The organism is Pseudomonas sp. E1BtOHC1, from assembly GCF_058744285.1.
The window spans coordinates 2582789-2597298 of the sequence record NZ_CP196023.1; the positions used below are offsets into that span (position 1 = coordinate 2582789).

Below are 14510 nucleotides of genomic sequence, written 5' to 3' on the forward strand. Positions count from 1 at the left end.
CATGTTTGTCAAAGCAAGACATTGTTCCAAGCGAAGGCCCAGATTTTTCAGGTGTTGAGGCATTTCCTGCAGTTTCTGGGGACGTTCAAATTTCAGGTAGTTCAGGGCGGGGAAGTGGTTACAAGGACGGAGGTGCGAAGCAGGTCTTGGCGGCATTTTTTTGGCGAATCCGCTTTTTGACCTGTTCCACACAACGTAGTTGGTGAGCGATCCGAGGCGCGGACGAGGCCGTTTTGTCCGGCGCGCTGCGGTATCAGCCGTCCGACTGGTAGCAAGGGAAGGCGGGACATCAAGACTGGCACGCTTCGCCATGGGAGCGACGCTGCCAGGCACAGGGTCTGTTCAACCACGGGTCAACGCCGTCTGCACTGCCGCTAGCAAGCGGATGCCGATTGTTCTCGGCATCGGAGGAGTGCACATGGCAACGTTAATCGGCATTGTGACCCAGGTGATCGGGCAGGTTTATGCGGTAGCGGCGGATGGCGCCCGCCGGGCCCTGGTGGAAGGGGACCGGCTGTTTGTCGGTGAGCAGTTGGTCACTGGAGCCGAAGGCGCGGTGGCGGTGCATCTGCAAAATGGCCAGGACCTGACCCTGGGCCGCGACAGCAGTCAGCAACTGACGGCGCAACTGCTCGACCATCAGGCCACCCATGTCGATACCCCCGAAGTGCCGGCGCCCACTGATGCGCAACTGAGCGATGTGGAACAACTGCAAAAGGCCATTGCCGCCGGTGATGACCCGACCCAAAACGCCGAAGCCACGGCGGCGGGGCCCACCGGTACCGGTGGCGCTCCAGGTGCTCAGGGCGGCGGTCACAGCTTCGTCCTGCTGGAAGAGGTCGGGGGCCGGGTCGAGCCGGTGATCGGCTTTCCGACAGCCGGCTTCAACGGCATTCCCGAGTTTGTCCCTGAACGCCTCGATGGCCTGGTGCAGCTCAATGGCGCGACACCCAATAACCCGGTGAGCCTGAGCGGGCTCTCGGTGGAGGGCGGCGAGCTGACGGTCAATGAAGCCAACCTGGAGCAGGGCTCGGCAAGCAACCCGGCGGCCTTGACCCAGAGTGGCACCTTCAGTGTCTCGGCCCCGGATGGGCTGTTCAGCCTTAATGTCGGTGGCATCAATGTGGTCAGCGGCGGCGTGGCGGCGGCCTTTCCGCAATCCATTGCCACCGGCCTGGGCAATACCCTGACCATCACCGGCTTCAACGCGGCCACCGGGGTGGTCAGCTACAGCTACACCCTCAATGGCAATGACCTGCATTCCGCGGGCGATGGCACCAACAGCCTGAGCGAGCACTTCAGTGTGGTCGCCAGCGATAGCAACGGTGACTCGGCCAGCAACTCCCTTGACGTCAATATCACCGACGATGTGCCGACAGCGGTCAATGACAGCAACGCGGGCACTGCCTCGGAAAGCCAACTGACCCTGAGCGGCAATGTACTGATCAATGATGTGCAGGGCGCCGATCGGGTGGCTTCCGGCCCCATAACCGCCGGCACCTTCACTGGCACCTACGGCACCCTGGTGCTGGCGGCCGATGGTAGTTACACCTACACCGTTCACCCCACTGATCCGGCCTTCCTGGCGCTCAAGGGCGGCGGCAACGGCACTGAAACCTTTGCCTACACCCTGACCGACGCCGATGGCGACGCCAGCACCGCCAACCTGGTGCTGCAGGTGCACAACAATGATGATCCGGTGCTGCTGCGAGGCCTGGAAGTCCAGGGGGGCGAGCTCAGCGTCTACGAGAAGAACCTGACCACCGGCAGCAGTCCGGATACCCCGGCCCTGACCCAGAGTGGCACCTTCACGGTGACCGCCCTGGACGGTCTGCAAACCCTGACCGTGGGCGGCATCACCCTGGTCAGCGGCGGCAGTGCCAGCGCCGTGCCGCAGTCGATCACCACCGGCCTGGGCAATACCCTGACGATTACCGGCTTCAACCTGGCCACCGGAGAGGTCAGTTACAGCTACACCCTCAATGGCAACGATGCCCATCCGAGCGCCAACGGCGCCAACAGCCTCAGCGAGCATTTCAATGTAGTGGCCACTGATGTGGATGGCAGCAGTGCCAGCGGCTCACTGGATGTGAACGTGGTGGACGACCTGCCCACGGCGGTCAGCGACAGCAACTCCAGCACGGCCTCGGAAAGCCTGTTGACCCTGAGTGGCAACGTCTTGACCAATGATGTGCAAGGCGCGGATCGGGTGGCTTCCGGCCCCATTACCGCAGGCACCTTCACTGGCACCTACGGCACCCTGGTGCTGGCGGCGGATGGTTCCTACACCTATACCCTGCACCCCACCGATCCGGCGTTCCTGGCGCTGGGCGGTGGCGGCAATGGCACTGAAACTTTCGCCTACACCCTGACCGACGCCGATGGCGACCCCAGCACGGCGAACCTGGTGCTGCAGGTGCATAACAACGACGATCCGGTGACCTTGAACGGCCTCGAAGTCAACGGCGGCGAGCTCACTGTCTATGAGAAGAACCTGACCACCGGCAGCAGTCCGGATACCCCGGCCTTGACTCAGAGCGGCAGTTTCACGGTGACCGCCCTTGATGGTCTGCAGAGCTTGAACGTGGGGGGCATCAGCGTGATCAGCGGCGGGGTGATTGCGGGGTTCCCGCAATCCATCGCCACTGGGCTGGGCAACACCTTGACCGTCACCGGTTATGACGCCGGCACCGGGGTGGTCAGCTACAGCTACACCCTCAACGGCAACGACGCCCATCCGACGGCCAATGGCGCCAATAGCCTCAGCGAGCATTTCAGTGTGCTGGCCACTGATGTGGACGGCAGCAACGCCAGCGGCTCCCTGGACGTCAACGTGGTGGACGATGTGCCGACAGCGGTCAATGACAGCAACGCGGGCACCGCCTCGGAAAGCCAATTGACCCTGAGCGGCAATGTGCTGGCCAATGATGTGCAGGGCGCCGATCGGGTGGCTTCCGGCCCCATCACTGCCGGCACCTTCACTGGCACCTACGGCACCCTGGTGCTGGCGGCGGACGGTAGTTACACCTACAGCGTGCACACCAGTGATCCGGCTTTCCTGGCGCTCAAGGGCGGGGGCAGCGGCAGCGAAACCTTCACCTACACCCTGACCGACGCCGATGGCGACCCCAGCACCGCGAACCTGGTGCTGCAGGTGCACAACAACGACGACCCGGTGACCTTGAATGGCCTGGACGTCAACGGTGGCGAGCTCACCGTCTATGAGAAGAACCTGACCACTGGCAGCAGCCCGGATACTCCGGCCCTGACCCAGAGCGGGAGCTTCACCGTGACGGCTTTGGACGGTGTGCAGAGTTTGAGCGTCGGCGGTATCAGCGTGGTTGCCGGCGGAGTGGCGGCGGGCTTCCCGCAAAGCATCACCACCGCCCTGGGCAACACCCTGACGATTACCGGCTACAACGCCGGCACCGGGGTCGTCAGTTACAGCTACACCCTCAATGGCAACGATGCCCATCCAAGTGCCAATGGCGCCAACAGCCTCAGCGAGCACTTCAATGTAGTGGTCAGCGATGTGGATGGCAGCAGCGCCAGCGGCTCCCTGGATGTCAACGTGGTGGATGATTTGCCCTCGGCGGTCAACGACAGCAACTCCAGCACGGCCTCGGAAAGCCTGTTGACCCTGACCGGCAACGTCTTGACCAATGATGTGCAAGGCGCGGACCGGGTGGTTTCCGGCCCAGTCACCGCGGGTACGTTTACCGGCACCTACGGCACCCTGGTGCTCAACGCCAACGGGTCCTATACCTATACGCTGAACACCTCGGATACCGACTTCAAAGCCCTGCATGGCAATGGCAATGGCACAGAAACCTTCGCCTACACGCTCACCGATTCCGATGGCGACCCCAGCACAGCGAATCTGGTGCTGCAGGTCCACAACAATGACGACCCAGTGACCTTGAACGGCTTGGACGTCAACGGTGGCGAACTTACCGTCTACGAGAAAAACCTGACCACCGGCAGCGGCCCGGATACTCCGGCGTTGACCCAGAGCGGCACGTTTACCGTGACCGCGCTGGACGGTTTGCAAACCCTGACTGTGGGCGGCATCAATGTGGTCAGTGGTGGTGTGGCCGCGGGCTTCCCGCAATCGGCAACGACGGCGCTGGGCAATACCCTGACTATCACTGGCTACAACGCCGGCACCGGGGTCATCAGCTACAGCTACACCCTCAACGGCAATGACGCCCATCCGACTGCCAACGGCGCCAACAGCCTCAGCGAACACTTCAACGTAGTGGCCACCGATACCGATGGCAGTAGCGCCACCGGCTCATTGGATGTGAACGTGGTGGATGACCTGCCCACCGCAGTCAATGACAGCAATCCGGGCACGGCTTCGGAGAGCCAACTGACCCTGACTGGCAACGTCTTGACCAATGATGTGCAAGGCGCGGACCGGGTGGTTTCCGGCCCAGTCACCGCGGGTACGTTCACTGGCACCTACGGCACCTTGGTGCTCAACGCCAACGGTTCCTATACCTATACGCTGAACACCTCGGATGCCGACTTCAAAGCCCTGCATGGCAATGGCAACGGCACAGAAACCTTTGCCTATACCCTGACCGATTCCGATGGTGACCCGAGCACGGCCAATCTGGTGCTGCAGATCCACAACAACGACGATCCGGTGACCTTGAACGGCTTGGACGTCAACGGTGGCGAACTCACCGTCTATGAGAAAAACCTGACCACCGGCAGCAGCCCGGATACCCCGGCCCTGACCCAGAGCGGCACGTTTACCGTAACGGCTGTGGATGGCGTGCAAACCCTGACCGTGGGCGGCATCAATGTGGTCACTGGCGGTGTGGCCGCGGGCTTCCCGCAATCGGCGACGACGGCGCTGGGCAATACCCTGACCATCACCGGCTACAACGCCGGCACCGGGGTCGTCAGCTACAGCTACACCCTCAACGGTAACGATGCCCATCCGAGCGCCAACGGCGCCAACAGCCTCAGCGAACACTTCAACGTAGTGGCCACTGATACCGATGGCAGTAGCGCCACCGGGACTCTGGATGTGAATGTGGTGGATGACCTACCCACCGCAGTCAACGACAGTAACCCCGGCACGGCCTCGGAGAGCCAGCTGACCCTGACCGGCAATGTGCTGACCAACGATACTCAAGGGGCTGACCGAGTGCCCAGCGGGCCAGTGACTGCCGGAACCTTTACCGGCACCTACGGCACCCTGGTGCTCAATGCCAACGGTTCCTACACCTATACGCTGAACACCTCGGATGCCGACTTCAAAGCCTTGCACGGCAATGGCAATGGCACAGAAACCTTTGCCTACACGCTCACCGATTCCGATGGCGACCCCAGCACAGCGAATCTGGTGCTGCAGATCCACAACAATGATGACCCGGTGACCTTGAACGGCTTGGACGTCAACGGTGGCGAACTTACCGTCTACGAGAAGAACCTGACCACCGGCAGCAGCCCGGATACTCCGGCTCTGACCCAAAGCGGCACGTTTACCGTGACCGCGCTGGACGGTTTGCAAACCCTGACTGTGGGCGGCATCAATGTGGTCAGCGGCGGCGTCGCGGCGGGCTTCCCGCAAAGCGTCACCACCGCCCTGGGCAACACCTTGACCATCACCGGCTACAACGCCGGCACCGGGGTTATCAGCTACAGCTACACCCTCAACGGCAATGACGCCCATCCGAGCGCCAACGGCGCCAACAGCCTCAGCGAACACTTCAATGTGGTGGCTACCGATACCGATGGCAGCAGTGCCACCGGGACTCTGGATGTGAATGTGGTGGATGACCTGCCCACGGCGGTCAACGACAGCAATCCGGGTACGGCCTCTGAGAGCCAACTCACCCTGACGGGCAACGTGCTGACCAACGATACTCAAGGGGCTGACCGAGTACCCAGCGGGCCAGTGACTGCGGGTACGTTTACCGGCACCTACGGCACCCTGGTGCTCAACGCCAACGGTTCCTACACCTACACGCTGAACACCTCGGATGCCGACTTCAAAGCCTTGCACGGCAATGGCAACGGCACAGAAACCTTTGCCTACACGCTCACCGACTCCGATGGCGACCCCAGCACGGCCAATCTGGTGCTGCAGATCCATAACAATGACGACCCGGTGACCTTGAACGGCTTGGACGTCAACGGTGGCGAACTCACCGTCTACGAGAAAGACCTGACCACCGGCAGCAGCCCGAATACCCCGGCCCTGACCCAGAGCGGCACGTTTACCGTGACGGCTGTGGATGGCGTGCAAAGCTTGACCGTGGGCGGCATCAATGTGGTCAGCGGTGGTGTGGCCGCGGGCTTCCCGCAATCGGCAACGACGGCGCTGGGCAACACTCTGACCATCACCGGTTACAACGCCGGCACCGGAGTCATCAGCTACAGCTACACCCTCAACGGCAATGACGCCCACCCGACCGCCAACGGCGCCAACAGCCTCAGCGAGCACTTCAATGTGGTGGCTACCGATACCGATGGCAGCAGCGCCACGGGGTCATTGGATGTGAACGTGGTGGATGACCTGCCCACCGCAGTCAACGACAGTAACCCCGGCACGGCCTCGGAGAGCCAACTGACCCTGACTGGCAACGTCTTGACCAACGATGTACAAGGCGCGGATCGGGTGGTTTCCGGCCCAGTCACCGCGGGTACGTTCACTGGCACCTACGGTACCCTGGTGCTCAATGCCAACGGTTCCTACACCTACACGCTGAACACCTCGGATGCCGACTTCAAAGCCTTGCACGGCAATGGCAACGGCACAGAAACCTTTGCCTATACCCTGACCGATTCCGATGGTGACCCGAGCACGGCCAATCTGGTGTTGCAGATCCATAACAATGACGACCCGGTGGTCCTGAACGGCCTTAACGTCAACGGTGGCGAGTTGACGGTCTATGAGAAGAACCTCAGCGATGGCAGCAGCCCCAATACCCCGGCCCTGACTCAGAGTGGCACCTTCACGGTGACCGCCCTGGACGGCCTGCAAACCTTGACCGTGGGCGGCATCAATGTGGTCAGTGGCGGTGTGGCCGCGGGCTTCCCGCAATCGGCAACGACGGCGCTGGGCAATACCCTGACCATCACCGGTTACAACGCCGTTACCGGCGTGGTCAGTTACAGCTACACCCTGCTGGACAACGAGGCCCATCCAACGGCGCTGGGCGCCAACAGCATTGCCGAACACTTCAATGTGGTGGCCACCGACGGCGACGGCAGTACGGCGTCCGGGGTGATCGACGTCAACATCGTCGACGACCTGCCCGGCGCGGTGGCGGACACTGCCAGCGGGATGGAAGGCGCCACCATCAATGTCAGTGTGCTGGGCAATGATGTGCTGGGCGCCGATGGCGCAGCTGTGGGGGGCGCGGTGGTCGGCGTACGTGCCGGCAGCAATACCGCCACTTCGGCCATCGGTGGGCTGGGCAGCAGCATCGCCGGTACCTACGGCACCCTGACCCTGGATGCCGCCGGCAACGCGGTGTACCACAGCAATCCGAACTCGGTGAGCCCGCCCGGAGCCAGTGATGTTTTCACCTACACCATCCGCGACAGCGATGGTGATGAGAGCACCACCACCCTGACCATCAATGTCACCGACAGCGGCCTCAAGGCGGTGACCGATCAGGACGTCACTGTCTATGAGAAAGCCCTGGACCTGAATAAGGATGGCCAGGACCTGGCCGCCGGCACCGTGACCGGCAGCGATCCGGGTTCCACCGCGGAAACCGCCAACGGCACCCTGGTGGGATCGGTCACCGGCGGCTCCGGAGGCATCACCTTCAGCCTGGTGGGCAGTGCAACGGGCAGTTACGGGCAGATTCTGCTCAACCCCAATGGCACCTATACCTACACCCTGACGTCGGCGCCGAAAACCACCCCCAACGCCAACGATGGCGCCAATACCCTGAGCGAGAGCTTCACCTACAAGGCCACCGATGCCCTGGGCAACAGCACCACCGGCAGCATCCTGGTGAGCATTGTCGATGATGTGCCCAAGGCGGTGGCCAGCGAGCGCTCGGTGACAGCGGTAGAGGTAGATTCCAACCTGCTGCTGGTGATCGATGTGTCCGGCAGCATGGCTGATCCTTCCGGTGTCTCCGGGCTGACGCGGCTGGACCTGGCCAAGCAGGCCATCAGCGCCTTGCTCGACAAGTACGACAACATGGGGGATGTCAAAGTCCAGCTCGTCACCTTCAGCAGCACCGCTACCGACCGGACTCCGGTATGGGTAGACGTGGCCACGGCCAAGGCGATTGTCGCCACATTAGTGGCAGGCGGCGGGACCAACTACGACGCGGCGGTGGCGGCGGCGAAGCTGGCCTTTGTCACCAGTGGCCAGCTCAGTGGCGCGCAGAATGTCGGTTACTTCTTCTCCGATGGCGCACCGACCTCGGGCCAGGAAATCGGCACCGCGGACGAGACGGCCTGGAAAGCCTTCCTCGATGCCAATGGCATCAAGAACTATGCGATCGGCCTGGGCACTGGAGTCAGCAATGCCAACCTCGATCCGCTGGCCTATGACGGCAGTACCCACGTCAACACCAATGCGGTGGTGGTCACCGACCTGAACCAGCTCAATTCGGTGCTGGCCGGCACGGTGCAGGGCTATCCGGTCACCGGCAGCCTGTTGGGGGATGGCGGCAGCTTTGGCGCCGACGGTGGGTTCATCAAGTCGATCGTGGTGGATGGCGGTACCTACACCTACGACCCCAAAGGCAACAGCAACCAGGGTTCGCTGACCTTCAGCGGCACTACCAACAACGGCACCTTCAATACCGTCAACAACAGCGTGAGCATTGCCACCAGCAATGGCGGCACCCTGGTGGTGAACCTCGATACCGGGGACTTCAGCTACAGCTCGCAGAAGGTCACAGGCTCGGTGATCACCGAGACCTTCGGCTATTCGGTGAGCGACAACGACGGTGATCTGGCGAGCTCGACTCTGGTGGTCAAGGTCAATCCCAATGCGCCTCCGGTCGCCGGGGATGACCACGTCATCACCAACGTGCTGTCCAGCAGTGTGGCGATTCCCGGGGATGTGCTGCTGGCCAACGACAGCGACGCCAATGGCGATCCTCTGAACGCGGCGCCCACCACCTTCAACACCGGCTGGGCTGCCAGGGGTGCGGAGTTCACGGCGGCCAGCCAGCAGACCATCGGTTTTGCCGGGAATGGCAACAATGGCGCCAACCAGGCCATCACCATCGATCGCGCCTCGTTCAATGCCAACGCCGCCACCATGACCGCGGTGGTGCTGGTCAGCGGTTACCTGGGAGCCGTCACCAACACCAATGCCAACGATGAGGATGTGATCACCGTCAATCTCAAGCAGGGGGAAACCCTGAATCTGGATCACAACCTGGTAGCCGGCCACGTCACCATGGAGTACGCCTTCAACGGCGGTGCCTATACGGCGATCGCCGATGGCGGCACTTTCACGGCGGCGGCGGACGGGCCTTACCAGATCCATATCGTCAACATCACCAACACCAGCGGCAGCAACACCACGGCCGCGGAAGGCTACCAGCTGACCATGACCGTGAATTACTCCGGGGCGCAGAATGTCACCCCGGATTACCACGGTACCTACACCGCCAGTGACAGCCATGGTGGCAGCGATGTGGCGGCGGTGAGCATCTCCTACCAGGATGGACACACCCTGACCGGTACTTCCGGTGACGATGTGCTGGTGGCGGGCAGTGGCGACAACATCCTCAATGGCGGCGATGGCAACGATGTGCTGACCGCGGGCGCGGGCAACAACTCCCTGTATGGCGGCAACGGCAATGATCTGCTGTTCAGCGGGCCGGGCAATGACCTGCTGGATGGCGGCGCGGGTATCGATACCGCCAGTTACGCCCATGCCACAGCGGCGGTGACGGTCAGCCTCGGCCTGGTAGGGGCGCAGAACACCCTGGGCGCGGGCACCGACACCCTGACCGGCATCGAGAACCTGGTGGGTTCCAACTACAACGACACCTTGACCGGTGATGGCAACGCCAACGTCATTACCGGCGGCCTTGGGAACGATGTGCTCAATGGCGGTGGTGGCGATGACCTGCTGATCGGCGGAATGGGCAACAACACCCTGACCGGAGGCAGTGGCAGCGATACCTTCCAGTGGCTGCAGGGCAACAATGGGCACGATGTGGTGACCGACTTTACGCCGGGCACCGACAAGCTGGACCTGTCCCAGCTGTTGCAGGGGGAGAATGCGACTTCCGCTTCCCTGGATGACTACCTGCACTTCAAGGTCACCGGCAGTGGCGCAACCCTGGTCACCAGCATTGATGTCAGCGCGGTGGCGGGGGCGACGCCGACCCAGACCATTGACCTGGCGGGAGTCGACCTGGCCAGCCATTACGGAGTCACGCCGGGGGCGGGCGGGGTGATTGCCGGAGGGGCGGACACGGCCACCATCATCAACGGCATGCTCAACGATCACTCGCTGAAGGTGGATACCGTCTGATGGTCGTCATGGTCCTTGAGGCCGCTGCCCAGGCAGCGGCTGCAGGGGTAGCTCAGGGGCGCTGCAAGGTTTTCTGGCGCAGGATGTAAATGCTGACCAGCACGGCGCTGGTCAGCATGAAGCCTCGGGCCCAGGGCAGTGGCACCAGGTAGCACGAGAGCCCAATGCTCAGCCACATCAGGCCGATCGCATACACCTTGCCCTTGAGCGGAATGCCATTGCCATCCAGGTAGTCGCGGATCCACGGGCCCAGGCGCGGGTGTTGTACCAGCCATTGGTAGAAGCGCGGAGAGCTACGGGCGAAACAGGCGGCCGCCAGCAGCAGGAAAGGGGTGGTGGGCAATACCGGAAGGAAGATGCCGAGTACCCCCAGCGCTACGCTCAGCCAGCCGATGGCCAGCAGAACGTAACGCAATACCAGGGGGCGTTGGCCTATGGGCTTGGCCATAGGCGCCGACTCAGTGGTGGCGAGGCTTGAGCAGCGCCGGCTTTTCGTCGGGGGCGTTGCACAGCAGGTACAACGCGGTCAGGGCTTCGGGGATCTGCACGATCATGTCGTCCATCAGGTTGGCATCGCTGGCGATGTCGGAGAACTCCGGCTGCTCGTCGAACAGGCCGGAACCCACCATGATCGGCAGCAGCATCTCGCTGACTTCTTCCTCTGCGGTTTCGAACCAGGCCGCTTCCCGCAGGAACACGCCTTCCATGAAGCCGATGCACCAGCCGCGCAGGTCGGAGTCGTCCGGGTCGTCGCCCAGGTCGAGTTCGCAAGGCAGTTCGAACTCTTCGTCGGAGGCCAGTTGGCGCGCGATGTGCGCCTTGAGGGCCAGCAGGGTGGACTCGATGGCTTCGCGCTCGGCGTCGTCGCGGTAATGCGGCTCTTCGGCGAACAGGGCGTCGATCCATTCACGATCAGGAACGCTTTCCGAGCAGATTGACAGCGCGGTCAGGTAGCCGTGAGCGGCCACGTAGTCCAGCGCCTCGTCGTGCAGATCATCTGCGTCGAGGAAGACTTGCAGGCGGGTTAGTTGCTCAGCGAAGGACATTGACGGGCTACCTTGGGGAATAAACGATGCTGAATTCTAGGCTTTCTTGAGCGCTCAAGCCAGCCACGGGGCAGATTTGAGCGGTTCTAAAGGTTACCAGCGGTCCATTGTCGGCGCCCTCTGCCGGGAAGGGCTCGGGTATACTCGCGCGTTTTGTGATGCCCTGCAGGCCCGGCAGCAAGTGCGGACAAGTCCGCTAACGCATTTGTCGGTGAACCGCGCCGGCTTTTCGGCCAGTCTGCACCCAGGGAAATCGGCGATTTTTGGAGTTTTTCATGCTCGAACAGGCTCAACGCGTCCTCAAGGACATCTTCGGCTACGACAGTTTCCGTGGTCGCCAAGGTGCGATCATTGAGCGCGTGGCCAGCGGCGGTGATGCCTTGGTACTGATGCCCACCGGCGGTGGCAAGTCGCTGTGTTTCCAGGTTCCGGCCCTGCTTCGCGAAGGCCTGGCGGTGGTGGTCTCGCCGTTGATCGCGCTGATGGACGATCAGGTGGCCACCCTTGAGGAACTCGGTGTTGCGGCTGCAGCCTTGAACTCGACCCTGAGCGCCGAGCAGCAGCGTGACCTGGCGGCGCGCATTCGTCGCGGCGAGGTGAAAATGCTCTACCTGGCCCCGGAGCGCCTGGTCCAGCCGCGTATGCTGGCGTTCCTGCAGAACCTTGATATTGCTCTGTTCGCCATCGACGAAGCTCACTGCGTGTCCCAGTGGGGGCATGACTTCCGTCCCGAATACCTGCAGCTGGGTCAGTTGGCGGAAATGTTCCCGAACGTGCCGCGCATTGCCCTGACTGCCACCGCCGACAAGCGTACCCGGGAAGAGATCGTCAATCGCCTGCACTTGCAGGACGCCGAGCGTTTTCTTTCCAGCTTCGACCGACCCAACATCTTCTATCGCATCGTGCCCAAGGAACAGCCGCGCAAGCAGTTGCAGGCCTTCCTCAACGAGCGGCGCAGCGATGCCGGGATCGTCTATTGCCTGTCGCGCAAGAAGGTCGACGAAGTGGCGGCCTTCCTCTGTGAGCAGGGCTTCACCGCGCTGCCGTATCACGCCGGCCTGCCCAACGAATTGCGCGCCTATCACCAGAAACGCTTCCTCAATGAGGAAGGCCTGATCATGGTGGCGACCATCGCCTTCGGCATGGGCATCGACAAACCCAACGTGCGGTTTGTGGCCCACATGGACCTGCCCAAGTCTCTGGAGGCGTACTACCAGGAAACCGGTCGTGCCGGCCGTGATGGCCTGCCCGCGGACGCCTGGATGGCCTATGGACTGCAAGACGTGCTGATGCTCAAGCAGATGCTGCAGAACTCCGAAGGCGACGAACGCCACAAGCGTCTTGAACAGCACAAACTCGATGCGATGCTGGCCCTGTGCGAGGAAACCCGTTGCCGGCGCCAAACGTTGCTGGCCTATTTCGATGAGGACATGCCCCAGCCTTGCGGTCATTGCGACAACTGCGTCGATGGCGTGCAAACCTGGGACGCCACTGAGCCGGCGCGCCAGGCACTGTCGGCCATCTATCGCACCGGTCAGCGTTATGGCGTCGGTCATCTGGTGGACGTGTTGCTGGGCAAGGATACGGAAAAGGTCCGCAGCTTCGGTCATCAGCACTTGTCGGTATTCGGGGTCGGCAAGGCCCGCAGCGAAGGCGAGTGGCGCTCTCTGTTCCGCCAACTGGTGGCTCGCGGGCTGGCGGACATCGACCTGGAAGGTTACGGCGGTCTGCGCCTGAGCGACACGTGCCGGCCCTTGCTCAAGGGTGAGGTAACCCTGGAGCTGCGACGCGATCTCAAGCCGCAAAGCACTCCGAAGAGCAGCACCAGCCAGGCCAGCCAACTGGTACGCGGTGAGGAGCGCGAGCAATGGGAGGCGCTGCGAGCCCTGCGGCGCAAGCTGGCGGAAGAGCATGGGGTGCCGCCCTACGTCATTTTCCCCGACTCGACCTTGCTGGAGATGCTCCGTAGCCAACCCGGCTCCATGGCGGAAATGGCCGAGGTCAGCGGTGTCGGCGCGCGCAAGCTGGAGCGTTATGGCGCGGCGTTCCTCGAAGTGCTGGGGGGCGGTGTCGAGGCGCCGAAAGTGGTCGCCGATATCCGCCACGAGCTGATTACCCTGGCCCGTGCCGGGATGACCCCGGTGCAGATCGCCGGGCAACTGCAGTGCACGGAAAAGAACGTCTATACCTTGCTGGCCGAGGCCATTGGCAAGCAGCAACTGTCCCTGGACCAGGCGCTGGATCTTCCGGAGGACCTGCTGGGGGAAATCCAGGACGCGTTCCTCGACGGCGAGGGCGAACTGCCGCCCGTGGCCGAGATCAGCGAAGTGTTCGCCGGACGAGTGCCCGAAGGCGTTTTGTATTGCGTGCGTGCCGCGCTGCAGTCGGAGTTTGAAATGTGAAGGGGTGCGTCAATGTTGTAACGATTCAGTCCCTTACAGGCCTTGCCTCCGGGCAAGGGTCATGCTTAGCTGACTAATAATTAGTTTTTCTTCATTTTCAGTCTGATCATGAGTGTTTTATGCCGTTAACCGATGAACACCGTTTTGGTATGCAGCTGGCGCATATGTCTCGCGGCTGGCGTGCCGAACTGGACCGCCGCCTGGCCGGGCTTGGCCTGTCCCAGGCCCGTTGGCTGGTGCTGCTGCACCTGGCCCGTTTCGAAGACGCGCCAACCCAGCGGGAGCTGGCGCAAAGCGTTGGCGTAGAAGGGCCAACCCTGGCTCGGCTGCTGGATAGCCTGGAAACCCAGGGCCTGGTTCAGCGCCAATCGGTGGTGGAAGATCGCCGGGCGAAGAAGATCGTCCTCTGTCCTTCCGCGCGGCCCTTGATCGAGCAGATCGAGACCATCGCCACTGCCTTGCGCCATGAGTTGTTCATTGGCGTCGACGATGAAGACCTGCGGGTCTGCATGCGCGTTCATGGGCGCATCCTGGCTAATCTGGAAAAGTCTTGATGCCTTCAGCCGGGGTTGCCTG

The 14510-nt window shown here is 62.4% G+C and carries 5 protein-coding genes; 3 read left to right on the forward strand and 2 right to left on the reverse strand.

The features are described 5' to 3' along the window. Nucleotides 1-418 precede the first annotated feature (418 nt). Nucleotides 419-10486, forward strand: a complete 10068-nt coding sequence (locus ACSSVC_RS11860) for a retention module-containing protein (RefSeq protein WP_492612320.1) — start codon at nt 419-421, stop codon at nt 10484-10486. Nucleotides 10487-10538: 52 nt separating this feature from the next. Here the strand turns inward: ACSSVC_RS11860 and ACSSVC_RS11865 are convergent, their stop codons facing one another. Together ACSSVC_RS11865 and ACSSVC_RS11870 are read right to left on the reverse strand one after the other, a co-directional pair. After that, a complete protein-coding gene (locus tag ACSSVC_RS11865) occupies nt 10539-10934 on the reverse strand; it encodes a YbaN family protein (protein ID WP_123723905.1) in 396 nt (131 codons plus the stop codon). Nucleotides 10935-10944: 10 nt separating this feature from the next. Further along, the gene (locus ACSSVC_RS11870; RefSeq protein WP_041116614.1) at nt 10945-11532 is read right to left on the reverse strand and encodes a UPF0149 family protein; all 588 of its coding nucleotides are present in this window, start codon (nt 11530-11532) and stop codon (nt 10945-10947) included. 275 nt (nt 11533-11807) lie between these two features. Here ACSSVC_RS11870 and recQ point away from each other — a divergent pair, with 275 nt between their 5' ends. Together recQ and ACSSVC_RS11880 are read left to right on the forward strand one after the other, a co-directional pair. Next, nucleotides 11808-13934 (forward strand): DNA helicase RecQ, encoded by a 2127-nt coding sequence (recQ, locus tag ACSSVC_RS11875; protein WP_346632038.1) that lies wholly within the window; start codon nt 11808-11810, stop codon nt 13932-13934. A gap of 119 nt (nt 13935-14053) precedes the next feature. Beyond that, nucleotides 14054-14488 (forward strand): MarR family transcriptional regulator, encoded by a 435-nt coding sequence (locus ACSSVC_RS11880; RefSeq protein WP_102864082.1) that lies wholly within the window; start codon nt 14054-14056, stop codon nt 14486-14488. Nucleotides 14489-14510 lie beyond the last annotated feature (22 nt).

Excerpts from the sequence above, each read along its gene's own strand:
- ACSSVC_RS11860 (WP_492612320.1), top strand. The coding sequence starts at position 419 with ATGGCAACGTTAATCGGCATTGTGACCCAGGTGATCGGGCAGGTTTAT.
- ACSSVC_RS11865 (WP_123723905.1), bottom strand. The coding sequence starts at position 10,934 with ATGGCCAAGCCCATAGGCCAACGCCCCCTGGTATTGCGTTACGTTCTG.
- ACSSVC_RS11870 (WP_041116614.1), bottom strand. The coding sequence starts at position 11,532 with ATGTCCTTCGCTGAGCAACTAACCCGCCTGCAAGTCTTCCTCGACGCA.
- recQ (WP_346632038.1), top strand. The coding sequence starts at position 11,808 with ATGCTCGAACAGGCTCAACGCGTCCTCAAGGACATCTTCGGCTACGAC.
- ACSSVC_RS11880 (WP_102864082.1), top strand. The coding sequence starts at position 14,054 with ATGCCGTTAACCGATGAACACCGTTTTGGTATGCAGCTGGCGCATATG.